The 26518-nt window shown below is 71.1% G+C and carries 21 protein-coding genes; 6 read left to right on the forward strand and 15 right to left on the reverse strand.

All coding sequences use genetic code 11. The annotated features are described in order from the left end of the window. Positions 1-28 precede the first annotated feature (28 nt). Positions 29-3568 (reverse strand): DNA polymerase III subunit alpha, encoded by a 3540-nt coding sequence (gene dnaE / locus IE265_RS15430; RefSeq protein ID WP_190036115.1) that lies wholly within the window; start codon positions 3566-3568, stop codon positions 29-31. 245 nt (positions 3569-3813) lie between these two features. Between dnaE and IE265_RS15435 the strand changes: the two genes are divergently transcribed. The 4 genes from IE265_RS15435 to IE265_RS15450 all read left to right on the forward strand — a co-directional run bounded on the left by IE265_RS15435 (position 3814) and on the right by IE265_RS15450 (position 8515). Next, positions 3814-5142, forward strand: coding sequence for a DUF2252 domain-containing protein (locus IE265_RS15435; RefSeq protein ID WP_190036116.1), 1329 nt, complete (start codon positions 3814-3816; stop codon positions 5140-5142). A gap of 94 nt (positions 5143-5236) precedes the next feature. After that, the gene (locus IE265_RS15440; RefSeq protein ID WP_190036117.1) at positions 5237-5920 is read left to right on the forward strand and encodes a hypothetical protein; all 684 of its coding nucleotides are present in this window, start codon (positions 5237-5239) and stop codon (positions 5918-5920) included. 39 nt (positions 5921-5959) lie between these two features. Then, positions 5960-6760 (forward strand): DsbA family protein, encoded by an 801-nt coding sequence (locus tag IE265_RS15445; protein ID WP_190036118.1) that lies wholly within the window; start codon positions 5960-5962, stop codon positions 6758-6760. A 96-nt stretch (positions 6761-6856) separates the two neighbouring features. After that, a complete protein-coding gene (locus IE265_RS15450; RefSeq protein ID WP_190036119.1) occupies positions 6857-8515 on the forward strand; it encodes an alkaline phosphatase D family protein in 1659 nt (552 codons plus the stop codon). A gap of 50 nt (positions 8516-8565) precedes the next feature. Here IE265_RS15450 and IE265_RS15455 read toward each other — a convergent pair whose 3' ends face one another. After that, positions 8566-9135, reverse strand: a complete 570-nt coding sequence (locus IE265_RS15455) for a dienelactone hydrolase family protein (protein WP_190036120.1) — start codon at positions 9133-9135, stop codon at positions 8566-8568. Between the two features lie 116 nt (positions 9136-9251). On the opposite strand from IE265_RS15455, the gene IE265_RS15460 reads away from it, so the two are divergent. After that, entirely contained in the window at positions 9252-10373 is a 1122-nt protein-coding gene (locus IE265_RS15460; protein WP_190036121.1) for a mechanosensitive ion channel family protein, read from the forward strand. Between the two features lie 16 nt (positions 10374-10389). Here the strand turns inward: IE265_RS15460 and IE265_RS15465 are convergent, their stop codons facing one another. The 6 genes from IE265_RS15465 to IE265_RS15490 form a co-directional block, all read right to left on the reverse strand. Further along, positions 10390-11130 (reverse strand): SDR family NAD(P)-dependent oxidoreductase, encoded by a 741-nt coding sequence (locus tag IE265_RS15465; protein ID WP_190036122.1) that lies wholly within the window; start codon positions 11128-11130, stop codon positions 10390-10392. A gap of 68 nt (positions 11131-11198) precedes the next feature. Further along, complete coding sequence (locus tag IE265_RS15470) at positions 11199-12785, reverse strand: Na+/H+ antiporter (protein ID WP_190036123.1); 1587 nt, start codon at positions 12783-12785, stop codon at positions 11199-11201. A 142-nt stretch (positions 12786-12927) separates the two neighbouring features. Next, on the reverse strand, positions 12928-13410 hold the full coding sequence (locus IE265_RS15475) for a GNAT family N-acetyltransferase (RefSeq protein WP_190036124.1): 483 nt from the start codon (positions 13408-13410) through the stop codon (positions 12928-12930). Continuing rightward, on the reverse strand, positions 13407-14351 hold the full coding sequence (locus IE265_RS15480; protein WP_190036125.1) for an RluA family pseudouridine synthase: 945 nt from the start codon (positions 14349-14351) through the stop codon (positions 13407-13409). The genes IE265_RS15475 and IE265_RS15480 overlap by 4 nt, the downstream gene beginning before the upstream one ends. A gap of 107 nt (positions 14352-14458) precedes the next feature. Next, the gene (lspA, locus tag IE265_RS15485; RefSeq protein ID WP_190036126.1) at positions 14459-15163 is read right to left on the reverse strand and encodes a signal peptidase II; all 705 of its coding nucleotides are present in this window, start codon (positions 15161-15163) and stop codon (positions 14459-14461) included. A 143-nt stretch (positions 15164-15306) separates the two neighbouring features. After that, positions 15307-16485 carry a TraR/DksA family transcriptional regulator gene (locus IE265_RS15490; RefSeq protein ID WP_190036127.1) on the reverse strand — a complete coding sequence of 393 codons (1179 nt, stop codon included), beginning with the start codon at positions 16483-16485 and terminating at the stop codon, positions 15307-15309. 638 nt (positions 16486-17123) lie between these two features. Here IE265_RS15490 and ileS point away from each other — a divergent pair. Beyond that, entirely contained in the window at positions 17124-20261 is a 3138-nt protein-coding gene (ileS, locus tag IE265_RS15495) for an isoleucine--tRNA ligase (protein WP_190036128.1), read from the forward strand. Between the two features lie 177 nt (positions 20262-20438). Here the strand turns inward: ileS and IE265_RS15500 are convergent, their stop codons facing one another. The 7 genes from IE265_RS15500 to IE265_RS15530 form a co-directional block, all read right to left on the reverse strand. After that, the gene (locus IE265_RS15500) at positions 20439-21641 is read right to left on the reverse strand and encodes a DivIVA domain-containing protein (protein WP_190036129.1); all 1203 of its coding nucleotides are present in this window, start codon (positions 21639-21641) and stop codon (positions 20439-20441) included. A gap of 55 nt (positions 21642-21696) precedes the next feature. After that, the gene (locus IE265_RS15505; protein WP_190036130.1) at positions 21697-21981 is read right to left on the reverse strand and encodes a YggT family protein; all 285 of its coding nucleotides are present in this window, start codon (positions 21979-21981) and stop codon (positions 21697-21699) included. Positions 21982-22030: 49 nt separating this feature from the next. Next, entirely contained in the window at positions 22031-22672 is a 642-nt protein-coding gene (locus tag IE265_RS15510; protein WP_190036131.1) for a cell division protein SepF, read from the reverse strand. A gap of 128 nt (positions 22673-22800) precedes the next feature. Next, positions 22801-23520 (reverse strand): YggS family pyridoxal phosphate-dependent enzyme, encoded by a 720-nt coding sequence (locus IE265_RS15515; RefSeq protein ID WP_190036132.1) that lies wholly within the window; start codon positions 23518-23520, stop codon positions 22801-22803. 6 nt (positions 23521-23526) lie between these two features. After that, a complete protein-coding gene (gene pgeF / locus IE265_RS15520; RefSeq protein ID WP_190036133.1) occupies positions 23527-24255 on the reverse strand; it encodes a peptidoglycan editing factor PgeF in 729 nt (242 codons plus the stop codon). After that, a complete protein-coding gene (ftsZ, locus tag IE265_RS15525; protein WP_190036134.1) occupies positions 24252-25448 on the reverse strand; it encodes a cell division protein FtsZ in 1197 nt (398 codons plus the stop codon). Before ftsZ ends, pgeF begins: the two co-directional genes overlap by 4 nt. 275 nt (positions 25449-25723) lie before the next feature. Beyond that, positions 25724-26500, reverse strand: a complete 777-nt coding sequence (locus IE265_RS15530) for a cell division protein FtsQ/DivIB (RefSeq protein ID WP_190036135.1) — start codon at positions 26498-26500, stop codon at positions 25724-25726. Positions 26501-26518: the final 18 nt, after the last annotated feature.

The raw sequence follows: 26518 nt of genomic DNA on the forward strand, positions 1-26518 counted from the left end.
CCCCACTCGCGTGTCGTCGGCCGGCCGCTCAGCCCGCCAGGCAGGCCGGGCCGAGCAGCACCTTCAGGTCGCCGAAGAGCGCGGGGTCCGGCTTCACCCGGTGCCGGTCGAGCCGCAGCACCGTGGTCCTGCTCGGGCCCTGGAGCCTGATCCGCACCTCGCTCTCGCCCTTGTGGTGGGTGAGGATCTCGCCGAGCCTGCTGATCATGGGCGGGGTCACCTTCAGCGCCGGGATGGTGAGGATCACGGGCGCGTTGGTGCCGGCGTTCGACAGGTCCGGGACCTGGAGCTCCATGGCCACGAGGCGCGGCACGTCCTCGCGCTTGTCGAGGCGTCCCTTGACGAAGACCACGGCGTCCTCGACGAGCTGGGTCGACACGAGCTGGTAGGTCGCGGGGAAGAACATGCACTCGATCGAGCCCGCCAGGTCCTCGACGGTGGCGATCGCCCAGGCGTTGCCCTGCTTGGTCATCTTGCGCTGGAGGCCCGAGATGATGCCGCCGATGGTCACGACCGCGCCGTCCCCGTGCTCGCCGCCGGTGAGCTGCGAGATGCCCGCGTCCGCCTTGTCGGACAGCACGTGCTCCAGGCCGAAGAGCGGGTGGTCGGAGACGTACAGGCCGAGCATCTCCCGCTCCTGGGCGAGCAGGTAGACCTTGTCCCACTCGTCGGTCGTGAAGTCGACGTCGAGGCCGAAGCCGGGCTCGGTGCTCTCCTCCTCGCCCATGCCGCCGAAGAGGTCGAACTGCCCCTCGGCCTCCTTGCGCTTGACCGCGACCACGTTGTCGATCATGGGCTCGAACTGCGCGGTGAGGCCCTTGCGGGTGTGGCCCATCGTGTCGAAGGCGCCGGCCTTGATGAGCGACTCGGTGGTGCGCTTGTTGCAGGCGACCGCCTCGACCTTGTCGAGGTAGTCGGGGAAGGAGGCGTACTTCCCCTTGGCCTTGCGGCTGCGGATGATCGACTCGACGACGTTGGTGCCGACGTTGCGGACGGCGGAGAGGCCGAAGAGGATCACGTCGTCGCCCTGGGCGGCGAAGTTCTGCTCGGACTCGTTCACGTTCGGCGGGAGCACCTTGATGCCCATGCGGCGGCACTCGTTGAGGTAGACGGCCGACTTGTCCTTGTCGTCCTTGACCGAGGTGAGCAGCGCGGCCATGTACTCGGCCGGGTAGTTCGCCTTGAGGTAGCCGGTCCAGTACGAGACCAGTCCGTACGCGGCGGAGTGGGCCTTGTTGAAGGCGTAGCCGGCGAACGGGACCAGGACGTCCCACAGGCCCTGGATCGCCTCGTCGCTGTAGCCGTTCTTCTTGGCCCCGGCCTGGAAGATGGTGAAGTTCTTCGCCAGTTCCTCGGGCTTCTTCTTGCCCATCACGCGGCGCAGGATGTCGGCCTCGCCGAGCGAGTACCCGGCGATGATCTGGGCGGCCTTCTGGACCTGCTCCTGGTAGACGATCAGGCCGTAGGTGACCGCGAGGACCTCCTCGAGCGGCTCCTCCAGCTCCTTGTGGATCGGCGTGATCTCCTGGCGCTTGTTCTTGCGCTCGGCGTAGTTGATGTGCGAGTTCATGCCCATCGGGCCCGGCCGGTAGAGGGCCGAGACGGCGGAGATGTCCTCGAAGTTGTCGGGCTGCATCTGGCGGAGCAGCGAGCGCATCGGGCCGCCGTCGAACTGGAAGACGCCGAGGGTGTCGCCGCGGCAGAGCAGTTCGAAGGTCTTGGGGTCGTCCAGCGGGAGCGCGAGCATCTCCAGGTCGACGCCCTTGTTGGCCTTCACCATCTTGATGGCGTCGTCCATGATCGTGAGGTTGCGCAGGCCGAGGAAGTCCATCTTCAGCAGGCCCAGCGACTCGCACTGGGGGTAGTCCCACTGCGTGATGGTCACGCCGTCGGTGTGCCGCACCCAGATCGGGGCGTGGTCGACGATGGGCTCGCTGGACATGATCACGCCGGCGGCGTGCACGCCCATCTGCCGGACCAGGCCCTCGACGCCCTTGGCGGTGTCGATGACCTTCTTGACGTCCGGCTCGTTCTCGTACATCCCGCGGATCTCGCCGGCCTCGCCGTAGCGGGGGTGCTTGGGATCGGTGATGCCGTTCAGGTCGATGCCCTTGCCGAGGACGTCGGCGGGCATCGCCTTGGTGAGCCGGTCGCCCATCGCGTACGGGTAGCCCAGCACGCGCGCGGAGTCCTTGATGGCGTTCTTCGCCTTGATCTTGCCGTACGTGCCGATCATGGCGACCTTGTCGGCGCCGTACTTCTCGGTCACGTACCTGATCACCTCGACGCGCCTGCGCTCGTCGAAGTCGATGTCGACGTCGGGCATGGAGACGCGCTCGGGGTTGAGGAACCGCTCGAAGATCAGGCCGTGCGGGATCGGGTCGAGGTCGGTGATGCCCATGGCGTAGGCGACGATCGAGCCGGCCGCGGAGCCGCGGCCGGGGCCCACCGCGATGCCCTGGTTCTTCGCCCACATGATGAAGTCGGCGACGACGAGGAAGTACCCCGGGAACCCCATCTGGATGATGACGTCCATCTCGTACTCGACCTGCTTCTGGCGGTCGTCGGGGACGCCGCCGGGGAAGCGGCGCTCCATGCCGAGCCGGACTTCCTCCTTGAACCAGGTGACCTCGGTGAAGCCCTCGGGGATGTCGAACTTCGGCATGAGGTTCTTCGCCTCGAACATGCCGGTCGTGTCGATCTGCTCGGCCACGAGGAGGGTGTTCGCGCAGCCCTCCTGCCAGGCGTCCGAGGAGTCGACCGCGTACATCTCGTCCGTCGACTTCAGGTAGTAGCCGGTGCCGTCGAAGCGGAAGCGGTCCGGGTCGGAGAGGTTCTTGCCGGTCTGGATGCACAGCAGGGCGTCGTGGGCGGTCGCCTCGTGCGCGTACGTGTAGTGCGAGTCGTTCGTCACCAGCGGCGGGATGCCGAGCTTCTTGCCCACCCTCAGCAGGTCGTCGCGGACCCGGCGCTCGATGTCGATGCCGTGGTCCATCAGCTCCAGGAAGTACCGGTCCTTGCCGAAGATGTCCTGGTACTCGGCGGCCGCCTTGACCGCCTCGTCGAACTGGCCGAGGCGCAGCCGGGTCTGGAGCTCGCCGGAGGGGCAGCCGGTGGAGGCGATGAGCCCCTCCGACCACTGGGAGATCGTCTCCTTGTCCATCCGGGGCCACTTCTGCAGCCAGCCCTCCGCGTACGCGTCCGAGGAGAGCTTGAAGAGGTTGTGCAGCCCCGTCCGGTTCGCGGCCCAGATCGTCTTGTGGGTGTAACCGCCCGAACCGGACACGTCGTCGCGCTTCTGGTGCGGCTGGCCCCACTGGATCTTGCGCTTGTTGCGCCGGGACTCGGGGGCGACGTACGCCTCGATGCCGATGATCGGCGTGACGCCCGCCTTCTTCGCCGTGTGGAAGAAGTCGTAGGCCCCGTGGAGGTTGCCGTGGTCGCTCATCGCGATATGGGTCATGCCCATGTCGTTGCACGCGTCGAACATGTCCTTGAGCCGCGCGGCACCGTCCAGCAGCGAGTACTGGGTGTGGACGTGCAGGTGCGTGAACGGCGGCTTTGACACGGCTTCGGCCTCCAGGAAGAACGGGCGTCGACGGTTTCCCGACAGGCTGCGGACAGTCTGGGGGACAGCGTCGAAGTCTATGCCCGGGCACTGACACGGAGTGGTCTCTCCCCCGTACCTTCAGGCGGGGGAACCGGGCACTCCCGTGTCCGCCCGTCCGTTGTGACCTGACGGAGACATCCGTTCCGGCGGAGGGTGCTCCGTCCCACCCGTCAAGCACCACCTGCACCAGGAGGCACCCAGCGATGTCGGTTCCGCAGCTCAGCGACGAGCAACGCGGCGATGAGATCCTCGCCGTCTTCGACACCGCCTTCGGCGAACTGCTGGCCGCCGACCCGGCCGCGTTCCGGGTGAAGTTCCGGAAGATGGCCGCCTCGGCGTTCGCCTTCTACCGGGGCACGGCGTGCCTCTTCTACCACGACCTCGGCCAGGAGCGCCGGGGCGGACCGTACCTGGACGAGCGGACCTCGCGGGTGTGGATCCACGGTGACCTGCACGCCGAGAACTTCGGCACGTACATGGACTCCCAGGGCCGCCTGATCTTCAATGTCAACGACTTCGACGAGGCGTACGTCGGCCCCTTCACCTGGGACCTCAAGCGCCTGGCGGCCTCCGTGGCGCTGATCGGCTACGCGAAGGCGCTCTCCGACGAGCAGATCACCGAGCTGGTGCGGGTCCTCGGCGCGGCGTACCGCGAGCGGATCCACGCCCTGGCCACCGGCGCCAAGAGCGACGAGGTGCCGCCCTTCACCCTGGACACCGCGCAGGGGCCGCTCCTGGACGCGCTGCGCGACGCCCGCTCGCTGACCCGCTTCGGCCTGCTCGACTCGATGACCGAGATCCGGGACTTCGAGCGCCGCTTCGCGCCGGGCGGCGGCTCCATCGAGCTGGACGCGGCCACCCGCTACAAGGTGCTCGCGGCCTTCGACGGCTACCTGGAGACGCTGCCCGAGTCCTCCCTCACCCGCCCGGACTCGTACCGGGTGAAGGACGTCGTGGGCCGGCGGGGCATCGGCATCGGCTCGGCGGGGCTGCCGTCGTACAACATCCTCCTGGAGGGCGCCACGGACGCCCTGGAGAACGATGTGGTGATCTACATCAAGCAGGCGCAGACCCCGGCCGTCTCCCGGCACGTCACGGACGCCGCGATCCGCGACTACTTCCAGCACGAGGGCCACCGCACGGTGATCTCGCAGCGCGCCCTCCAGGCTCACGCGGACCCGTGGCTGGGCTGGACCGAGCTGGACGGCACGGGCCAGCTGGTCGCCGAGGTCTCGCCGTACGCGGTCGACCTCGACTGGGGCGACATCGACGACCTGGAGGAGATCGCGGCGGTCGTCGCCGACCTGGGCCGGTCCACCGCGACGATGCACGCGGCGGCGGACGACGAGAGCGGCCACTCGGAGCTGGTGCCGTTCTCCACGGAGCGTGCCATCGACGCGGCGATCGCCGCCGACGAGGACGGCTTCGGCGATCTCCTCGTCGGCTTCGCCCACGAGTACGGGGCACGCGCGCGCGCCGACCACCAGATCTTCGTGGACCTGTTCCGCAACGGCCGGATTCCCGGCCTGTAGCCGCCGGCCCGCCCACCGCGGGGGCGGGGCCCCGAGGATCACAGGAAACCTTTAGGGGTCCCTTACAGGAGGACGTGACAGACTCTCCAGCGCTATGGACATATCCGGGATACAGCTCAGGGCCGTGCGCGCGGCGCTGTTCACGGCGGTCGTCGTGACGCTCAGCACCGCGTCGCACGTCCTGCTGTCCCGGGCCCCGCTGCCGCTGGTCACCGTGGCCGTGACCGGCGGCGCGATCTTCGCCGTCGCGTACGCGCTGGCGGGCCGCGAGCGGGGCTTCGGGCGGATCGCCGCCCTGCTGGTCCCGCTGGAGCTGGCCGCCGACACGCTGTTCACCACCGGCCAGCACGCCTGCTACGGCGAGACGGGCGGGCCGGTGGCCGGCCCGCTGCGCTCGGTCGGCCTGGACGTCCTGTGCGGCGGCCAGGTCGGAGCCCCGCTGGCCCGGGTCACGGGTGAGCGGGGCGAGCGAGCCGCGGCCCTGTTCGCGGACGCCGATCCGGCCGCCGCCTGGCTGCTGCTCGGCGCGCACGTCGCGGTGGGCCTCGCCGCGGCGGCCTGGCTGCACCGCGGTGAGCGGGCGCTGGCCCAGCTCCTGCGCGCCGCGTCCGCCGCGACCTTCCGGCCGCTGATGGTCGCGGTCGCCGCCGTGGCCGTGCGCCGCACCCCGGCGCGCGGGCTGCCGCGCCCGACGCGCCGGTTCTCCGCGACGCGCACCCGGCTCCTCGTGTTCTCCCTGGGGCGGCGTGGACCGCCGTGCTCGGCACTCGCCGCCTGAGCACGCCCCCCACCCGCCATCACCACGGAGAACACCATCATGAGCAAGCGGAACAGCCAGGCCTCGAAGTCGGCCGCCCGTGAGCGTCTGCGCGTCGAGCGCGAGCGCCAGGCCAAGCGCGACAGGACGAAGCGCCAGGTCGTCGTGGCCGGTTCGATCGTCGCGGTCCTCGCGATAGCCGGCGGCATCGGCTACGCCGTCGTGCAGAACAGCGAACCCTCCGCGTGGGACGAGGCGAAGACCGCGAAGGTCGTCGCCCCCGCCAACACCAGCGGCAAGAACGGCTCGACCATCACGGTCGGCGACTCCAAGACGGACAACACGGTCCACCTGTACGAGGACCCGCGCTGCCCCGCCTGCGCCTCCTTCGAGCAGACCATCGGCGAGACCGTCAACAAGGGCATGGACGACGGCGACTACAAGCTCTCGTTCACCCTCGGCACCTTCCTCGACGGGAACCTCGGCGGCGACGGCTCGAAGAACGCGCTGAGCGCGCTCGGCGCCGCGCTGAACGTGAGCCCCGAGGCGTTCCTCGACTTCAAGACCGCGCTGTACTCCTCGAAGTACCACCCCGAGGAGTCGACCGACGAGTTCTCCAAGGACAGCTACCTGCTGGAGGTGGCGGACACGATCGACGCGCTGAAGGACAACAAGAAGTTCCAGGACGCCGTCGAGAAGGGCACGTACGACGCCTGGGCGATGCGGATGAGCAAGTCCTTCGACGACTCCAAGGGCGTCGACTCGACCCCGACCATCAAGATCAACGACAAGGTGATCACCAACCCGACCACCGTGGCCGATTGGGAGAAGGCGCTCAAGGACGCGGGCGTCACCAAGTAACGCGCGGTACAAGGGCGGGCGAACTCCTGCGGTTCGCCCGCCCTTTCGCGTCCGATGTCTTACCCCGCGACCTACTGATCAGTAATCTGATCGGCCGTGACCAGTCGCAGAGCTCACTTCAACCTCAACTCCCCCAGCCCGCGCCGCCGTACGGTCGTCAAGGCCGCCGCCGCGACCGCCGTGCTCGCGGGCCCTCTCGCCGCCGCGGTACCGGCCCGCGCCGCCGCGGCGCCCGCGTTCCTGCACGGCGTGGCCTCCGGGGACCCGCTGCCCGACGGCGTCCTGCTGTGGACGCGGGTGACGCCCACGGCCGAGGCCGTACCCGGCTCGGGGCTCGGACCCGACCTCGAGGTGGCCTGGACGGTGGCCTCGGACAAGTCGTTCACGAACATCGTGGCCGGCGGCTCCATCACGGCCTCCGCCGCCTCCGACCACACCGTCAAGGCGGACGTCCGCGGGCTGCGGCCCGCCACGGACTACTGGTTCCGCTTCTCCAGCGGCGGCACCGACTCCCCCGCCGCCCGCACCCGCACGGCCCCCGCCCACGACGACGCCGTGGCCGGGATGCGCTTCGGCGTGGTGTCCTGCGCCAACTGGGAGGCCGGCCACTTCTCCGCGTACCGGCACCTGGCGGCGCGCGGCGACCTGGACGCCTGGCTGCACCTGGGCGACTACATATACGAGTACGGGACCGGCGAGTACGGGACGCGCGACACCGTCGTACGGCCGCACGCCCCGGCCCACGAGATCGTCACCCTCGCCGACTACCGCACCCGGCACGGCCGTTACAAGACCGACCCGGACCTGCGGGCCCTGCACGCCGTGGCTCCCGTCATCGCCATCTGGGACGACCACGAGTTCGCCAACGACGCCTGGTCGGGCGGCGCCGAGAACCACACCGAGGGGGCCGAGGGAGCCTGGGGCGCCCGCCAGTCGGCCGCCAAGCAGGCCTACTTCGAGTGGATGCCCGTGCGGCCCGCGACCGAGGGCACCACCTACCGCCGCCTGCGCTTCGGCAGACTGGCCGACCTCTCGCTGCTCGACCTGCGCTCCTACCGCTCGCAGCAGGCGGCCACCGGCAACGGCTCGGTGGACGACCCGGACCGCACGCTCACCGGGCGGGCCCAACTCGACTGGCTGAAGGCCGGGCTGAAGTCGTCGGACACCACCTGGCGGCTGGTGGGCAACTCCGTGATGATCGCGCCGTTCGCCATCGGCTCGCTCTCCGCCGAACTCCTGAAGCCCCTGGCCGAACTGCTCGGCCTGCCCAAGGAGGGCCTGGCCCTCAACACCGACCAGTGGGACGGCTACACGGACGACCGCCGCGAACTCCTCGCGCACCTGAAGGCCAACGCGATCCGCAACACGGTCTTCCTCACCGGCGACATCCACATGGCCTGGGCCAACGACGTGCCGCACAACGCCGCCACGTACCCGCTGTCGGCCTCCGCCGCCACCGAGTTCGTCGTCACCTCGGTCACCTCGGACAACCTCGACGACATCGTCAAGGTCCCCGAGGGCACGGTCTCCGCGCTGGCGTCACCGCTCATCCGCGCCGCCAACCGGCACGTCCACTGGGTCGACACCGACCGCCACGGCTACGGCGTCCTGGACCTGACCGCCGAACGGGCGCAGATGGACTACTACGTCCTGTCCGACCGCACTTCCCCCGGCGCGACGGCGTCCTGGGCCCGTTCGTACCGTACGCGCAGCGGAACTCAGAAGGTCGAGCGCTCGTACGACCCCGTGGGCTGAGCCCCCGGCCGGCCGGACGGGGGCGTGTCCGGCCGGCCGCGCACGGTCGGCTAGAGGGTGTCGAGGAAGCCGAGCGCCACCCGCCAGGTGGCCTCGGCCGCCTCCTCGTCGTAGTCCGGCAGTCCGGGGTCGGTGTAGAGGTGCCCGGCACCCGGGTACCGGTAGACCTCCACGTCCGCGCCCACCCTGCCCATCCGGAGGTACCAGGCGCCCAGCCAGTCGTCGGGTTCGAAGGCGTCCGGCTCGGCGACGTGCAGTTGGACCGGCAGGTCGTCCACCGAGGCGCTCTCCGCGATGTCGGAGGTGCCGTGCAGGAGCAGCAGCCCGCGGGCCTTGTCGTCGCCGAGCGCCAGGGTCTGCGCGGTCGCCGCGCCGAACGAGAAGCCCGCGTACACGAGTCCCCGCTCCGAGTACGGGGCCGCGGCCAGGATCGCGCGCCTGAGCAGTTCGTCCTTGCCCAGCTCGTCCTTGAGGGCCATGCCCTCCTCGACCGTCCCGAACGTGCGCCCCTCGAAGAGGTCCGGGGTCCACACCTCGTGGCCCGCCGCGCGCAACCGGTCCGCCGCGTCACGCACCGCGGGCCGCAGGCCGTAGGTCGAGTGGAAGAGCATGATGTTCATGGGGCCCATGGTGCCAGCCGCCACCGGCAAACCCGCGACAGGGCATGATTCAGGCCACACGCCCGAGGGCGGGACCCCATGTTAGGGACCCCCGGATGGCGGTTACGGTCGAAGGCATGGAGAACGTACTGCGCCCGCTGATCATCGTTGGCGGCTCGCTCGTACTCACGCTGCTCGTCGGCTGGACGGTCGACCTGCTGCTGCGACGTGCCGACCGGCGCCACCACGAGACCCCGCTGTGGGGACTGCTGCGCCGCTGCCGCCTGCCGCTGCAACTGGTTCTGTGCGCAGCCCTGTTGAGAGGGTCGTACCGGCAGGCCGAGATCGCCGTCGAGCACTCCGTCGGGATCGGCCGGACCCTGACGCTGCTCCTCATCGGCTCCACGGCCTGGCTCCTCGTACGGATCGCGGCCGCGATCGTCGAGTCCTCGTACGCGCGTTACGCCAACGCCCACCGCGATCCCGCCAGGGTCCGCCGCGTCCGTACCCAGGTGACGCTGATCCAGCGCGTGGTGTCCGCGGTCGTCGGCGTGGTGGCGATCGCCTCGATGCTGCTGACGTTCCCGGCCATGCGCGCCGCCGGTGCCTCGCTGCTCGCCTCGGCCGGCATCCTCGGCATCGTCGCCGGTGTCGCCGCGCAGTCCACGCTCGCCAACATCTTCGCGGGACTGCAGATCGCCTTCGGCGACATGGTGCGGCTCGGCGACACGGTGGTGGTCGACGGCGAGTGGGGCACGGTCGACGAGATCACCCTGACCTTCCTCACCGTCCGCACCTGGGACGAGCGCCGGATCACCATGCCGGTCTCGTACTTCACCTCGCAGGCCTTCGAGAACTGGTCACGCGGCGGTGTGCAGATGACCGGCACGGTCTTCTTCCACGTCGACCACAGCGCGCCCGTCGAGGAGATGCGCGACAAGCTCCGCGACATCCTGCGCGAGTGCCCCGCCTGGGACGGCCGCGACTACGGACTCGCCGTCACCGACGCGACCCCCAGCACCATCGAGGTGCGCGCCCTGGTCACCGCGAAGGACGCGGACGACATCTGGACGGTCCGCGTCACCGTCCGCGAGCAGATGATCCGCTGGCTGACCGCCCACCACCCGTACGCGCTGCCGCGGGTCAACACGGCCGACGCGGTCCTGCCGCCCGACGCCACCCGGAACGGGAGCGTCCCGCGGCCCGCGCGCGCCACCCGCGGCGGCGTCGTGGAACCGCCCCGCACGGGACGCGGCTGAGCACCCGCTCGAACGCTCAGCGCCCCCGCTCCGCACCGCCGTTCACCTGGATCACCTGGGCGGTGATGTGCCCGGCGGCGTGCGAGGCGAGCCAGTGGAGGGTCGCCGCGACATCCCCGGGCGTCCCCGGCCGGCCCGTCGAGGTCTCGGCGACCAACTGCTCGCGGCGCGTCTCCTCGACGGCCCCGCCGAAGAAGCCGGTGTCCTCGACATAGCCGGGCGCGACGAGGTTCACGGTGATGCCGCGGGGCCCCAACTGCCGGGCCAGGTCGAAGGCGTACGGGTGCAGGGCCGCCTTGGACGCCGCGTAGGCACCGCTCCCCGAACCGCGGTACGCCGCGATGGAGCTGAGGAACAGGACCCGGCCGCCCGGCGAGGCGAGCCGGTCCCGGACGGCCTCGGTGAGCAGGACGGCCGTCAGCGTGTTCAGCCGGAAGTTGACGGTCCAGTCGTGCGCGACGGCGCCGAGCGGGTCGTCGCCCCCGTCGCCCTGCTCCAGCCGCCCGTTGCCGCCGGCGCTGTGCACGAGCACGTCGACCGTCCCGAGTTCCTCCCCCACGAACTCCGCGACCTCGCGCACCTCCTCGGCACGGCCGAGGTCCGCCGCGTACGTGAGCGCGCCCGGCACCCGCGCCTCCTCCAGCACCGCGCCCCGCCGCCCGAGCAGCAGCACCCGGTCCCCGTCCGCCGCGAACGCCCGGGCCGCGGCGAGACCGATGCCCGTGCCGCCTCCGCTGATCACCACATTGCGAGCCATGGGCCGATCCTACGAAGGCCGGGGCGTCCTGAGGCCGGTTCGCGGCCGGACCGGGCGGCGGGTCCACCTCAACGCATACTGCGCACGTCCAGATGCCGCAGTACCCGGTCGACGACCTCCGGGTCGGCGCCCGCCTCGCTGCGCGCCGACAGCACCTCGTGCCGGGCCGCCGACAGCATCTCCCCCTGGATCCTCCGGACCCGCCTGAGCCAGCGCACCCGCTGCTCGTGGGCCTCGCGCCGCTCCTCCACACCGAGGTCGGGGCTGATCCGCAGGCCGATGTCGAACGCCCGCCTCAGCAACTGCTCGGACAGCTCCTCGGGCAGGTCCTCGACCTCCTCGATCTCCCTGAGCCGACGCTTGGCGGCCTTGGCGGCCCGCAGCGCGAGCGACCTCTCGAACTCCTCCACCCGGTCGTCGTCGGCCCGCACCCGCAGCCTGCGGACCAGCCACGGCAGGCTCAGCCCCTGCACCACGAGCGTCCCGGTGATCACTCCGAACGCGATGAACACCATCTCGTCCCGGTGCGGGAACGGCGCCCCGTCGTCCGTCGTCAGCGGGATGGCCAGCGCCAGCGCCACGGACGCCACCCCCCGCATCCCGGCCCACCACATGACGACGGTCTCCCGCCAGCTCACCGGGATCTCCTCGTCGTAGTCCCGCTTCGCGTGCAGCCGCTTCGTCAGCCAGGTGGCGGGCATCAGCCACAGCAGGCGTACGAGCACGACGACGACCACGACCACGGCGGCCCAGCCGAGCATCTCGCCCCAGCGCCCCGAGGCCGTCCTGATCGCGTTGTGCAGCTCCAGTCCGATGAGCCCGAAGGCCGCCCCGGTGACCAGGGTGTCCACGACGTCCCAGACCGTGTGCCCGGCCAGCCGGGTCATGACGTCGTCGGCGTCCGTCGCGTACTCGGCGAGGAACAGCGCCGTGGTGAGCACCGCCAGCACCCCCGAGCCGTGCAGTTCCTCCGCCAGCACGTACGAGACGTACGGCACGAGCAGTGTCAGCCCGATCTGCAGGGTCGCGTCGTCCAGGATGCCCAGCAGCCGGTTCGTGGCCCAGCCGAGGCCGAGTCCGACGACCAGCGCGACGACCGCTGACAGTACGAAGTCGAGCACCGCCCGGGGCAGCGAGAAGCTGCCGCTGACGGCGGCCGCGATGGCCACGTGGTAGAGCACGATGGCCGTCACGTCGTTGAAGAGGCCCTCGCCCTCCAGGATCGACACCAGCCGGCGCGGCAGGCCGAGCTTGCCCGCGACGGCCGTCGCGGCGACCGGGTCGGGAGGCGCCACGAGTGCTCCCAGCGCCACGGCGGCGGCGATCGGCAGTCCGGGCACGAGCGCGTGGGCGACCGCGGCCACCACGGCGGTCGTGACGAACACCAGCGCCACCGCGAGCAGGAAGATCGGTCGCTTGTTGGCCGCGAACTGCCGCCAGGAGGTGCGCCGCACGGCCGCGTACAGCAGCGGCGGAAGCAGGGCGGGCAGGATCAGCTCGGGCGGGATGTCGACGTTCGGGACGAAGTCCAGTACCGCGAGCACCATCCCGAGCACCGTCATGAGCACCGGCGAGGGAAGCCCCAGTCGGTCCCCCAGCGGGACGCTCAGCACGGCCCCGAGGAGCAGCACGAACAGCAGGGCCAACTGATCCACGGTCGGGCTCCGGGGTCTGGACGATCAGACGGGCAGACCCCAGCGTGCCACCGAGGAGCGGATCACAGGGCGAACGCCCCCGGGCGCGCCTCGTGGCGAACGCCTGGGCGACGGGCCCCGGTACCGGACGCCCCGGTGTCCGTCAGCCGGCCGGCCGGAGCTCGCGCCGCATGGCGCGGTGCGCGATGCCCGCGTCGGGGAACTCCGGGCCGTAGGCCACGTAGCCCAGCCGCTCGTAGAACCCCAGGGCGTGCGTCTGCGCGTGCAGGTCCACGGCGGTCAGCCCGAGCGCGCGGGCCGCCTCCTCGATGCCCCGGACGAGCGCGACCCCGACGCCCAGACCGCGGGCGGCCTTGAGCACCGCGAGCCGTCCCAGCGAGCCGACACCGGGCTCGCCGCCGGTCTTGGCCGCGGCCCGCTCGCCGTGCAGCAGCCGTCCCGCGCCGAGCGGCTCCCCGTCCCCGCCGACGGCGAGCACGTGCACGGCCACGGCGTCGTACGCGTCGTACTCCAGGTCCTGCGGGACGCCCTGCTCGACGACGAAGACCTCCTTGCGCACCGCGAAGCAGGCCTCACGGTCGGCGGGGTCCACGGCCTCCCGCACCACGTAGGACGACGTGCTCATGCGTAGCTTTCCTCCCGGACGCGGTCCAGCGCCTGCTGCAGGTCGTCCGGGTAGCCGCTCTCGAACTCGACCCACGCGCCGTCCCCGGGGTGCTCGAAGCCGAGCCGCACCGCGTGCAGCCACTGCCGGGTCAGTCCGAGGCGCTTGGCCAGCGTGGGGTCCGCGCCGTACGTCAGGTCGCCGACGCAGGGGTGCCGGTGGGCGGCCATGTGGACGCGGATCTGGTGGGTGCGCCCCGTCTCCAGCTTGACGTCGAGCAGCGAGGCCGCGCGGAACGCCTCGATCAGGTCGTAGTGCGTGACGGAGGGCTTGCCCTCGGCGGTGACCGCCCACTTGTAGTCGTGGTTGGGGTGCCGGCCGATCGGGGCGTCGATGGTGCCGCTGGTCGGGTCCGGGTGGCCCTGGACGAGCGTGTGGTAGCGCTTGTCGACCGTGCGCTCCTTGAACTGGCGCTTGAGCGACGTGTACGCGTACTCCGACTTGGCGACGACCATGAGCCCGGAGGTGCCCACGTCGAGGCGGTGCACGATGCCCTGGCGCTCGGCGGCGCCGGACGTCGAGATCCGGTACCCGGCGGCGGCGAGGCCGCCGATCACGGTCGGTCCGGACCAGCCGGGGCTGGGGTGCGCGGCGACTCCGACCGGCTTGGCGATCACGACCACGTCGTCGTCGTCGTGCACGATCTCCATGCCCTCGACCGGCTCGGCGACGATCTGCACGGGCGCGGGCGCCTGCGGCATCTCCACCTCGAGCCAGGCGCCGCCGTGCACCCGCTCGGACTTCCCGACCACCGAGCCGTCGACCGAGACCTTCCCCGCCGCGGCAAGCTCGGCGGCCTTCGTGCGGGAGAAGCCGAACATGCGTGAAATGGCGGCGTCGACGCGCTCGCCCTCCAGGCCGTCGGGCACGGGCAGGGTTCGGATCTCGGGAATGGTGCTCACCCGTCGAGTATGCCGGACGGCTCGGACACCACCGGACGCGAGCCCTGCGGACCCGTGCCGCTCAGTCCTTGTGGACCGTGCCGCTCAGTCCTTGTGGACCGTGCCGCTCAGTCCTTGTGGACCGTGCCGTCCGGGTCCAGCCCGCGGAAGGACAGCAGCACGATGAGGATGCCGCCGCAGACGATCGCCGAGTCGGCGAGGTTGAAGACGGCGAAGTGCTTGGGTGCGATGAAGTCGACGACCGCGCCCTCGAAGACGCCCGGGGAGCGGAAGATCCGGTCGGTGAGGTTGCCGAGGGCACCGCCCAGCAGCAGGCCGAGCGCGATGGCCCAGGGCAGGCTGTAGAGCTTGCGGGCGAGCCGGGCGATCACCACGATCACCGCGGCGGCGATCACGGTGAAGATGATGGTGAAGGCCTCGCCGAAGCCGAAGGCCGCGCCCGCGTTGCGGATCGCCTCGAAGCGCAGCCAGTCCCCGACGATCTCGATCGGCTCGTGGTGCTCCAGCTTCGCGACCACGATCATCTTGCTGATCAGGTCCAGCGCGTACGCGAGGGCGGCGACCGTGAACAGCACGGCGATCCGGCGCCTGCCGCGCGGGCTGCCGGGCTGCCGCCCCGCCTCGTCGGACGCGCCCGCCGCAGCGCCCTCACCGGGGCTGCCGGCGCCGCTGCCGGACCGCTCGCCGGGGTCCCGGGCGCCATCGGTGTCCGAGCGCTCGCCCGGCACCGCGCCGCGGTCGGTCTGCTCCGGCTCGGCCCCTGCCGCGTCCGGGGAATCCGGCGTACCGATGATGCGCTCCGCCTCTGCCACGTGAGTCCCTCAACCTAGGTGCCTGACTGAGGACGAGGGTACGGCACGGCCCGCCGCCGCCCCATGGTCAGGAGGGGCGACAGGGGCCGCCGACCTGCTCCGCGTCCGCCCGGGGGCGCCCCGGGCGGACGCAAGGGCGCCCGTCAGTAGCGGCGCTCCTGCTTCTGCTTGCACTCGACGCACAGGGTGGCCCGCGGGAAGGCCTGCATCCGTGCCTTGCCGATGGGATTGCCGCAGTTCTCGCAGAGTCCGTACGTCCCCGCGTCGAGGCGGTGCAGGGCGCGCTCGGTCTGCTCCAGCATCTCCCGGGCGTTGGCCGCGAGCGCCATCTCGCTCTCCCGCGTGATGTTCTTCGTGCCGGTGTCCGCCTGGTCGTCGCCCGCGCCGTCGCCCGAGTCGCGCATCAGGCCCACCAGGGCCTCCTCGGAGTGGGTGATCTCGCTGCTCAGCCGCAGGGCCTCGGAGAGCAGCTCGTCGCGCGCCGCCGCGGCCTCCTCGGGTGTCCAGGGCTCCTCACCGGGGCGCACTGCCAGTTCGCCGGGCTCCGCGGCGGCCGCCCGCGCCTTGGGAACCGCCTTGTCCGCCGCCGTGGCCGTGCCAGGGGTCTTCTTCGCAACCACTGTCGTGGCTCCCGTCGTCTCGGCGGCCTCGGCCGCGCCCTCGGCCGCGGAGGCGGCCTTCTTCCTGGCCGTGCGTGTGCCCTTGCCGCCCGTCCGCCCGGCGGGCGCCTCTGCGGGGTTCCCCGCCCCGGCCTTCTTCGCCGCGGCCTTCTTCGCCGTGCTCCTGCGCGCGGCCGTCCTCCTGCCGCCGGACGACCGGGCCGTGCCCTTCGCGGCCGGTTCCCCGGCATCGGAGCCGTCGCCGGCGGCGTGCGTCCCCGCGGGGCGCGCGGGCGCCGCCCGCGCCGCGGTGCCGCGGGCCGTCCTCCGCGCGGTCCCGCCGGTGCCGGTCCCGCCGGTGCCCGTTCCCCCGGCGGTCGTCGCCGTGCCGTCCGCCTCGGGCCCCGCGCCCTCCGCGAGGCCCCGCGGGGCCTCCTCGGCCGCGGGCGGGCCCGTGGAGGCCCCGGCCCTCCCGTCCCGCGCCGCGGGCCCGTCCGGACCGGCGTCCGCCGCCCCGGTGGCCGCGGCGGCCCTCTTGACCGTGCTCTTCCTGGCGGCGGTCTTGCGGGCACCGGAGGCGGCGTGGACCGCGGCCCCCTTCCCGGACCCGGCCCGCGCGCCCTTCCTGCCGCTCACGTCCTTGGCCGCGGTCCCGGCGCCGTCGGCCGCCTCCATGGATCTGCCGGACGCCGACTGCTGTACGGCGGTCTTCTTCGCCACCATGGCCGCGGCCCCTTCACATATTGTGATCTTGCTCGCGAATCGTGCTGGGACGATAAATCGACTTGAGTCCCGCGGCAACGGGGCACGCCGCCCGATTCGCCCGCCCCGCGTGCTCCGCGCGGCGAGTCTGCAAGCGTTGTGCCCAGCTCTCCGCCGGGTAATCCGCCGAGCGGTCCGTCCCGCGGGGCGACCGCTCCCGCGTCGGCATTCGGGTCAGTGCGCGGGCCGTACGCCACCGCCCCGGAGGGCACGGGAGGCCCTCCTCCGGGCCGCCCGCGAGGGCCCCGGAAAACCGGTCCGCGGCCCTCGGCCCGGCGCCGTACACTGGGCCCAGCGAGAAGCGTGGATGGGGACGAGTAGCGACGTACGCAGCCATGAGCGACCCGGGGACGGTGCGAGCCCGGGGGCGAGCGCGACGCGAAGATCACCCCGGAGCCGCCGGAAGATGGCCGCAGCCCACCGGGCGCGGCAGGTAGACCCGGTATCGCGACCCCAATGAGGGGGTCCACCGGCGCCCACGGGCGGCGGAGGGCCAAGGAGGGTGGTACCGCGGGAGCGCGCCGGACACGGCGTAGGTGACAGCACAGCTCTCGTCCCTCCGGACGGAAGGCTCGAAGTCCGCCGGAGGAAGCTCGCCGATGAAACCGCCGCAGTACCGCCAGGTGCCCGCCCAGGTCGACCTGCCCGCCCTCGAGCACGCCGTGCTCGACTTCTGGAGCGAGCAGAAGATCTTCGCCAAGAGCTTGGAGCGGTCCGAGGGCCGCCCGGAGTGGGTGTTCTACGAAGGCCCGCCCACGGCCAACGGCATGCCCGGTGCCCACCACATCGAGGCCCGCGTCTTCAAGGACGTCTTCCCCCGCTTCCGCACCATGCGGGGCTACCACGTGGCCCGCAAGGCCGGCTGGGACTGCCACGGCCTCCCGGTGGAGCTGGCGGTCGAGAAGGAACTCGGCTTCAACGGCAAGAAGGACATCGAGGCGTACGGCATCGCCGAGTTCAACGCCCGGTGCCGCGAGTCCGTGACCCGCCACACCGACGCCTTCGCCGAGCTGACGACCCGCATGGGCTACTGGGTCGACCTCGACGACGCGTACCGCACGATGGACCCCGAGTACGTGGACTCCGTCTGGTGGTCGCTGAAGGAGATCTTCAACAAGGGCCTGCTGGTCCAGGACCACCGCGTCGCCCCCTGGTGCCCGCGCTGCGGCACCGGCCTGTCGGACCACGAGCTGGCCCAGGGCTACGAGACGGTCGTCGACCCCTCGGTGTACGTCCGCTTCCCGCTCACCTCCGGCCCGCTCGCGGGCGAGGCCTCGCTGGTGGTCTGGACGACGACCCCGTGGACCCTGGTGTCCAACACCGCGGTCGCCGCCCACCCCGACGTGACCTACGTCGTCGCGACGGACGGCGAGGAGAAGCTCGTCGTCGCCGAACCGCTCGTCGAGAAGGCTCTCGGCGAGGGCTGGGAGACCACCGGTGTCTCCTTCACCGGCGCCGAGATGGAGCGCTGGACGTACCGGCGCCCCTTCGAGCTGGTCGAGTTCCCGGCGCCCGCCCACTTCGTGGTGAACGCCGAGTACGTCACGACCGAGGACGGCACGGGTCTGGTCCACCAGTCCCCCGCCTTCGGCGAGGACGACCTCAAGGTCTGCCGCGCGTACGGCCTGCCGGTGGTCAACCCTGTCCGCCCCGACGGCACGTTCGAGGAGGACGTCCCGCTGGTCGGCGGCGTCTTCTTCAAGAAGGCGGACGAACGGCTCACCGAGGACCTCCAGAACCGCGGCCTGCTCTTCAAGCACATCCCGTACGAGCACAGTTACCCGCACTGCTGGCGCTGCCACACCGCGCTCCTCTACTACGCGCAGCCGTCCTGGTACATCCGCACCACGGCCGTCAAGGACCGCCTCCTCCAGGAGAACGAGAACACCAACTGGTTCCCGGACTCGGTCAAGAACGGCCGGTACGGCGACTGGCTGAACAACAACATCGACTGGGCGCTGTCCCGCAACCGCTACTGGGGCACCCCGCTGCCGATCTGGCGCTGCGAGGACGACCACCTCACCGTCGTCGGCTCGCGCGCCGAGCTCTCGGAGCTGACCGGTGACGACCAGTCCGAGCTGGACCCGCACCGCCCGTACATCGACGAGGTCACCTTCGCGTGCCCCCGGTGCGAGAAGACGGCCACGCGCGTCCCGGAGGTCATCGACGCCTGGTACGACTCGGGTTCGATGCCGTTCGCGCAGTGGGGCTACCCGTACCGGAACAAGGAGTTGTTCGAGAGCCGCTACCCGGCGCAGTTCATCTCCGAGGCCATCGACCAGACGCGCGGCTGGTTCTACACGCTGATGGCGGTCGGCACGCTGGTCTTCGACAAGTCCAGTTACGAGAACGTGGTCTGCCTCGGCCACATCCTCGCCGAGGACGGCCGCAAGATGTCCAAGCACCTGGGCAACATCCTGCAGCCGATCCCGCTGATGGACCAGCACGGAGCCGACGCCGTCCGCTGGTTCATGGCCGCGGGCGGTTCGCCCTGGGCGGCCCGCCGCGTGGGCCACGGCACGATCCAGGAGGTCGTGCGCAAGACGCTCCTCACGTACTGGAACACGGTCGCCTTCCAGGCCCTGTACGCGCGCACCTCGGACTGGGCGCCCAGCGAGGCCGACCCGGCCCCGGCGGACCGCCCGGTCCTCGACCGCTGGCTGCTGTCCGAACTCCACGCGCTCACCGACCAGATGACGCAGGCGCTGGAGGCGTACGACACCCAGCGCGCGGGCAAGCTGCTCTCCGCGTTCGTCGACGACCTGTCCAACTGGTACGTACGCCGCTCCCGTCGCCGCTTCTGGCAGGGCGACAAGGCGGCGCTGCGCACCCTGCACGAGGTCGTCGAGACGGTCACCCGCCTGATGGCCCCGCTGACGCCGTTCATCACCGAGCGGGTCTGGCAGGACCTCGTGGTGCCGGTGACACCGGACGCCCCCGAGTCCGTCCACCTGTCGTCCTGGCCGGAGGCGGACCTGTCCGCCATCGACCCGGGGCTGTCGAAGCAGATGGTGCTCGTCCGCCGCCTCGTGGAACTGGGACGCGCCACCCGCGCCGAGTCGGGCGTCAAGACCCGCCAGCCGCTGTCGCGCGCGCTGGTGGCGGCCGCGGGCTTCGAGTCCCTCGACCGCGAACTCCACGCCCAGATCACGGAAGAGCTGAACGTCGAGGCTCTGGCGTCGCTGAGCGACGTGGGCGGCTCACTCGTCGACACCACCGCCAAGGCCAACTTCCGCGCCTTGGGCAAGCGGTTCGGCAAGGGCGTCCAGGCGGTCGCAAGGGCCGTCGCCGAGACGGACGCGGCCGCGCTCTCGCTGGCCCTGCGCGCCGGCACGGCGTCGGTCGAGGTGGACGGCGAGACGGTCACGCTCGCCCCGGACGAGGTGATCATCACTGAGACGCCCCGCGAGGGCTGGTCCGTCGCCTCGGACTCCGGCGCGACGGTCGCCCTGGACCTGGAGATCACGGAGGAGCTGCGGCAGGCGGGCCTGGCCCGTGACGCGATCCGGCTGATCCAGGAGGCGCGCAAGAACAGCGGCCTCGACGTGGCCGACCGGATCGCCCTGCGCTGGTCGTCCGCCGACCCGAAGGTCGTCGGGGCGCTCGGCGAGCACTCCTCGCTGATCGCCGACGAGGTCCTCGCGACGGACTTCGCCCAGGGTGACGCGGACGGCACGTACGGCGACCCGTTCACCGACGAGTCGCTGTCGCTGACGTTCCGCCTGCGCAAGGCGTAGCGACGACGCACGAAGGCCCGGTCCCGCCGAAGACCCCGGCGGGACCGGGCCTTCGGCGTTGCGTGCCGGGCACACCCGCTCGCCCCGTTCGAACGCGCACGCCAAAAGGGCGGAGCCCCCGGGAATCCGGGGGCTCCGCCCTGAACGCTGCCGACGCCTATGGCGTACGCAAGGCCGTCAGTTGTCGTCCTCGTCGATCAGGAAGCCACGCATCGGCGAGGGCGCCTGCTGCATGGGCGACGGGCCCTGCGGCCGGACCGGCGCCATCGGCTGGGTCATGGCCGGCGACATTCCCTGCTGGCCGCCGCCGTAGGACGGTCCGGCGGGGCCGGGGCCGCCCATCGGGTTGCCGCCGTAGGACGGCGCGCTCGCCCCGGCCGGAGCCATGGACGGGCTCGGAGCCGACGGCAGCGACGCGGCGGCCGGGGCGCGCGGCGGAGCCAGCGAGTCGTCGGCCTGGGTCTCCAGCTGACGGAGCTGTGACTCCAGGTAGGACTTCAGACGCGTACGGTACTCGCGCTCGAAGCCTCGCAGGTCCTCGACCTTGCGCTCCAGCGTGGCGCGGGCGGACTCCAGGGAGCCCATCGCGACGCGGTGCTTCTCCTGCGCGTCCCGCTCCAGGGCGTCGGCCTTCGAGCGGGCGTCGCGCTCAAGACCCTCGGCGCGGCTGCGGGCCTCGCCGACGATCTTGTTGGCCTCGGAACGGGCCTCGGCGATCGCCTGGTCGGCGGTCTGCTGGGCCAGCGAGAGGACGCGGGCGGCGCTGTCGCCGCCGGGACCCTGCTGCTGCCCCATCTGCGGACCGTGGCCGCCCATCGGACCACCCATGGGACCGCCCATCGGGCCGCCCATCTGCTGCTGCATCTGCTGCTGCTGCATCTGCTGCATCTGACCGGGACCCTGGCCCATCGGACCCTGGCCCATGGGGCCCTGCCCCATCGGACCCTGGCCCATCGGACCCTGACCCATGGGGCCCTGGCCCATCGGACCCTGGCCCTGCGGGCCGCCCTGGCCACTGGGGCCGGCGGGCAGCTGCGGCGCACCGCTGGGCAGCTGGGGCGGGCCACCCATGGGGCCGCCCATCTGCTGCTGCGGCGGGCCCGATATGCCGGCGGGCACGGGGGCGCCGGGACCGCGCATGCCCTGCGGGGGCTGCTGGTCCTGTTCCGGTGGCTTGCGCATGCCCTGTTGCTGGTTCTGCGCGGCGGCGCGCGTGGCGGCGGCCAGCTTGGCGCGCAGGTCCTCGTTCTCGCGGAGCAGGCGGGTCAGTTCGGCTTCGACCTCGTCGAGGAAGGCATCGACCTCGTCCTCGTCATAGCCTTCTCGGAGGCGGACGGTCGTGAACTGCTTGTTCCGCACGTCCTCGGGGGTCAACGGCATCTCTTCACCTCAACGTAGTCGTCGGCATCGTCGGCGTTCGGCAAGACCGTATCGTTCACAGCCGGCTCACAACGGAGATCAGGATGTAGACGATGATCATCAGTACGAAGAAGGACAGGTCGAGCGCCACGCCCCCGAGACGCAGCGGCGGGATGAACCGCCGCAGAAGCTTGAGCGGTGGATCAGTGACAGTGTAAGTGGCCTCAAGAACGACCACCATCGCCTTGCCGGGTTGCCATGAGCGGGCGAACTGGAACACATAGTCCATGACCAACCGGAAGATCAGCACGATGAGGAAACACATCAGCGCGACGTAGAGAATCTGCGCAACCACGCTCATGATCGGTGTTTCCCTCTCCCCTGTTCCGTGCCTTGTCCGGTCCTGCGTCTCAGCTCTGGTTGAAGAACCCGCCCTCTGCGATGCGAGCCTTGTCCTCCGCCGTGACATCGACGTTAGCAGGCGACAACAGGAACACCTTCTGCGTCACCCGCTCGATGCTGCCGTGAAGACCGAACACCAAACCGGCCGCAAAGTCGACAAGTCGCTTCGCATCGGTGTCGTCCATCTCGGTGAGATTCATGATCACCGGGGTGCCCTCACGGAAGTGTTCCCCGATGGTACGGGCCTCGTTGTAGGTCCGGGGGTGCAGCGTGGTGATCCTGTACGGCTCTCGTTCCGACACGACCTTGGGCATGATCACCGGTGCGTTCTTCTCCATGCTCTGACGTTCTTGTGTGATGGACGCCACGGGGGCGATCCGTGCGGGACGCCCCGCTTCCGCGGAGAGCGAGGGCGAATGGGACACGGGGTCGCGCTGTACCGGAGGCTGCACCACTCGTACCGATTCGTCCCTTTGGGACTGATGCGGCTGGTGCGACTGATGTGACGGCTCGTGCCGTCGGCGGTCCCGCTCGGGTTCCGGATCGAGCTCGGGCTCGAAGTCGTCGTCGGGGTCGAAGCCCCTGCCGTCGTACCCATCGTCCTCCACGAGGCCGAGGTAGACCGCCATCTTGCGCATCGCGCCGGCCATGCTCTGAGTCCTCCGCTCTGTGGTGGATCGGCTGACTGTTGCCAAGCGCCCGCGATCCACGAGGTCGTTTGTCCGCTCATGAGCGGCAATGACCATATTTTCTGCTGTGGTCCGACTTCTTGGCGACGTTACCCGAGCCCGGGGCGGACGCCGAGTACCGCGGTGCCGACGCGTACATGTGTCGCTCCGGCCGCCACCGCCTGCTCGAGGTCCGCACTCATCCCTGCCGAGACCATGTTCGCAGCCGGATGTGTCCGGCGCAGGTCAGTCGACAAATCCATCAGCCGCTCGAATGCCGCCGGTTCACGCCCCGCGTACGGACCGGTGAGCGGGGCCACGGTCATCAGCCCGTCGAGCCGCAGCCCCGGCGCGCCGGCGACGAGGTCGCCCAACTCGGCCACACCGCCGGGTCCGACGCCGCCGCGCTCACCGCGTCCCCCCTCCTCCGCGTCGAGGGCCACCTGGATCAGGCAGCCCAGTTCGCGCCCGGCGCGCACCGCCTCCTTCGACAGCGCGGTGACGAGCCGGCCCCGGTCGACCGACTGCACGACATCCGCGTAACCCACCACGGAACGCACCTTGTTGGTCTGCAGCTGACCGACGAAGTGCCACGAGAGGGGCAGATCGGAGCAGGCCCCGGCCTTCGGCGCCGCGTCCTGGTCGCGGTTCTCGGCGACGTGACGCACACCGAGTCCCGACAGGATCCGCACGTCCTCGGCGGGATAGGTCTTGGTGACCACGATCAGGGTCACCTCTTCGCGCTTGCGTCCGGCGGCCGTGCAGGCCGCCGCGATGCGCTCTTCCACTTTCGCCAGATTCGCGGCGAGTTGAGCTCTACGGTCCGTCATGTCCCATCAGTCCAGCCACACATAGCCGGCGAGCCGTCCGGTGGTCCGGTCGCGGCGGTACGAGAAGTGGTCGTCGGACTCGATCGTGCACACCGGTGACTTCGCCCGGTCCCGCACCCCGAGCCGTTCCAGTTGCGCGTGGACTCCGGCGGTCACGTCCACCGCGGGGGTGCCCCACGTGGTCTCGGAGTACGCCGCGGGTTCCACGGCGGCGACCTCGGCCCGCATCTCCTCCGGCACCTCGTAGCACCCGCCGCAGACGGCGGGTCCGGTGCGGGCGACGATCCGCGACGGTTCGGCGCCCGCCCCGACCATCGCCGCGACGGCGGCGGGCACCACCTGGGCCACCATGCCGGGCCGCCCCGCGTGGGCCGCGGCCACCACCCCGGCGACGGGGTCGGCGAGCAGGACCGGTGTGCAGTCCGCGGTCAGCACGGCGAGGGCGAGCCCGCGCCGCACGGTGACGAGCGCGTCGACCTCGGGGACCGGCCGGTCCCCCCAGGGCCCCTCGACCACGGCGACGTCCGGTCCGTGGACCTGGTTCATCCAGACGACCCGGGCCGCGTCGAGCCCGATCGACTTCGCGGCGCGCTCCCGGTTGGCGCGTACGGCTTCGGGGTCGTCGCCGACCGCTCCGCCGAGATTGAGCTCCTCGTACGGAACGGCGCTCACCCCGCCCCACCTGTCGGTGAAGGCGAAGTGCGCGCCGCTCACGGATTCGCGCCGTCCTATCACTTCAGGAAGTCCGGCACGTCCAGCTCTTCGGCCGCGCTGTCGGAGTAGGTCCGCGACGGCGGGACCGGCGGGGAGACCGGGGGCAGCTCGTTGCTCACCGGCTCCGGAGCGGGCTCCGGGGCCTCCTTCGGCGTGACGCTGCCGAGCGAGCCGAAGGACGGACGGCTCTCGGCGGCGCGCGAGGGCGCCGGCTCCTCGCGCTTGACCGAGGAGGAGCCGAGGACGTTGTCCCGCTTGGACGGGGGCTGGCCGCCGTCGAAGCCGGCGGCGATGACGGTGACCCGCACCTCGTCGCCGAGGGCGTCGTCGATCACCGCACCGAAGATGATGTTGGCCTCCGGGTGCGCGGCCTCGCTGACGAGCTGCGCGGCCTCGTTGATCTCGAAGAGGCCCAGGTCGGAACCGCCGGAGATGGAGAGCAGCACGCCCCGGGCGCCGTCGATGGAGGCTTCCAGCAGGGGCGAGGAGATGGCCATCTCGGCGGCGGCCACGGCGCGGTCGTCGCCGCGGGCGGAGCCGATGCCCATGAGGGCCGAACCGGCCTCGGACATGACCGACTTGACGTCGGCGAAGTCGAGGTTGATCAGGCCGGGCGTGGTGATGAGGTCGGTGATGCCCTGGACGCCGGAGAGCAGGACCTGGTCCGCCGACTTGAAGGCGTCGAGGACCGAGACCTGGCGGTCCGAGATGGACAGCAGCCGGTCGTTCGGGATGACGATGAGGGTGTCGACCTCTTCGCGCAGTTCCGCGATGCCGTCCTCGGCCTGGTTGGCGCGGCGCCGGCCCTCGAAGGTGAACGGGCGGGTGACCACGCCGATGGTGAGCGCGCCCAGCGAGCGGGCGATGTTGGCCACGACGGGCGCGCCGCCGGTGCCGGTGCCACCGCCCTCGCCGGCCGTCACGAAGACCATGTCGGCCCCCTTGAGGACCTCCTCGATCTCCTCGCGGTGGTCCTCGGCCGCCTTGCGGCCCACGGCCGGGTTGGCTCCGGCGCCGAGTCCGCGGGTGAGTTCCCGGCCGACGTCGAGCTTGACGTCGGCGTCGCTCATCAACAGCGCCTGGGCGTCCGTGTTGATGGCGATGAACTCGACGCCCTTGAGACCGACCTCGATCATCCGGTTGATGGCATTGACACCACCGCCGCCGACACCGATGACTTTGATGACTGCGAGGTAGTTCTGCGGTGCTGCCACGTCGAAGGCCTCTCGCCTCGAGTTACGTGTCGCCGCCTCGCTGTCGAGCGATCCGACGACTGATGCCGAATGGGACGGTCCGAACGCCGACCCGAACCCTAACGTTGAAGTTTAGGGTTACCAGTGTGTCTGTTCCTTGGACTCTTCCGAACAGGACACTAAGTCGACAAGTGGCGCACGTTCAACGAACACGCCGAACCTCCCGTTTTTCTTTTCACCCTATGTGATCAGGCGTAGCGCTGCCCAACCAGGGTGCTGGCCTGCGTCGATGCGCGTCAACTCCCTGATGAGGCAGGGGCTGTGGGCACGCTGACGTCGAAGTACCGCGCACCGGGAGCCGCTTTCATGAGAGCGGTGAGCGTACGCGCCTTGGCGCGGGCCCTTTCGCCGCTCCCCCACTCGACCGTGCGCCGCCCGCCGAGTTCCAGCGAGATGGAGTCGTACGAACGGACCTTGACGACGCGGGTGTCCCGGGCGACCGCGGGCGGCAGGGAACCCGCGACCCGGACGGCTTCGCGCACCAGTCGTTCCGTACCGAATCGTCGCAGACTCGCGGACGGGGAGGCGGACACCTCGAGTACGGGCACCCCCTTCGGGGCGCGCGAAACCGTCGCATACCGCACGCCCTTGGCGTCCACCTCGACGAACTTGCCGTTCTTCCTCTCGATGAGGACCGGCGTCCGTTCGGTCACCTTCAGCCCGATTGCGTCGGGCCAGGAGCGGACGGCCTCGACCGAGTCGATGCGCGGGAGTTCCTGCCGCAGCCGCGCCTCGATGGCGCCGGTGTCGACCGAGACCATCGGCGACCCGACCGGGACGTCGGCGGCTTCGAGGACCTGCCCCGCGGTCAGGACCCGGGCCCCCGAGACCGGTACGCGCTCCACGCGCAGCCACTGGGAGCCGTAGAGCAGCCACGTGCAGCCCGCGCCCACCAGGGCCAGGCAGAGGAGCGCAACGACGAGCACACGGGGCCCCGGTGGCCTCCTGAGGCGGATCGCCCGGAGCGGGCCGGAGTCCGTCTGCTGCCGTTCGGCGGTGGTCGGTCCGGCCACGCTCCCCTGCCTTCTGCC

It is taken from the genome of Streptomyces fructofermentans (assembly GCF_014651055.1).
GTDB classification, from domain to species: domain Bacteria; phylum Actinomycetota; class Actinomycetes; order Streptomycetales; family Streptomycetaceae; genus Streptomyces; species Streptomyces fructofermentans.

Bases quoted from the DNA above. Each gene is read 5' to 3' on its own strand.
- IE265_RS15435 (WP_190036116.1), top strand. From the start codon at position 3,814: ATGTCGGTTCCGCAGCTCAGCGACGAGCAACGCGGCGATGAGATCCTC.
- IE265_RS15440 (WP_190036117.1), top strand. From the start codon at position 5,237: ATGGACATATCCGGGATACAGCTCAGGGCCGTGCGCGCGGCGCTGTTC.
- IE265_RS15445 (WP_190036118.1), top strand. From the start codon at position 5,960: ATGAGCAAGCGGAACAGCCAGGCCTCGAAGTCGGCCGCCCGTGAGCGT.
- IE265_RS15455 (WP_190036120.1), bottom strand. From the start codon at position 9,135: ATGAACATCATGCTCTTCCACTCGACCTACGGCCTGCGGCCCGCGGTG.
- IE265_RS15460 (WP_190036121.1), top strand. From the start codon at position 9,252: ATGGAGAACGTACTGCGCCCGCTGATCATCGTTGGCGGCTCGCTCGTA.
- IE265_RS15465 (WP_190036122.1), bottom strand. From the start codon at position 11,130: ATGGCTCGCAATGTGGTGATCAGCGGAGGCGGCACGGGCATCGGTCTC.
- IE265_RS15475 (WP_190036124.1), bottom strand. From the start codon at position 13,410: ATGAGCACGTCGTCCTACGTGGTGCGGGAGGCCGTGGACCCCGCCGAC.
- IE265_RS15490 (WP_190036127.1), bottom strand. From the start codon at position 16,485: ATGGTGGCGAAGAAGACCGCCGTACAGCAGTCGGCGTCCGGCAGATCC.
- ileS (WP_190036128.1), top strand. From the start codon at position 17,124: ATGAAACCGCCGCAGTACCGCCAGGTGCCCGCCCAGGTCGACCTGCCC.
- IE265_RS15500 (WP_190036129.1), bottom strand. From the start codon at position 21,641: ATGCCGTTGACCCCCGAGGACGTGCGGAACAAGCAGTTCACGACCGTC.
- IE265_RS15505 (WP_190036130.1), bottom strand. From the start codon at position 21,981: ATGAGCGTGGTTGCGCAGATTCTCTACGTCGCGCTGATGTGTTTCCTC.
- IE265_RS15510 (WP_190036131.1), bottom strand. From the start codon at position 22,672: ATGGCCGGCGCGATGCGCAAGATGGCGGTCTACCTCGGCCTCGTGGAG.
- IE265_RS15515 (WP_190036132.1), bottom strand. From the start codon at position 23,520: ATGACGGACCGTAGAGCTCAACTCGCCGCGAATCTGGCGAAAGTGGAA.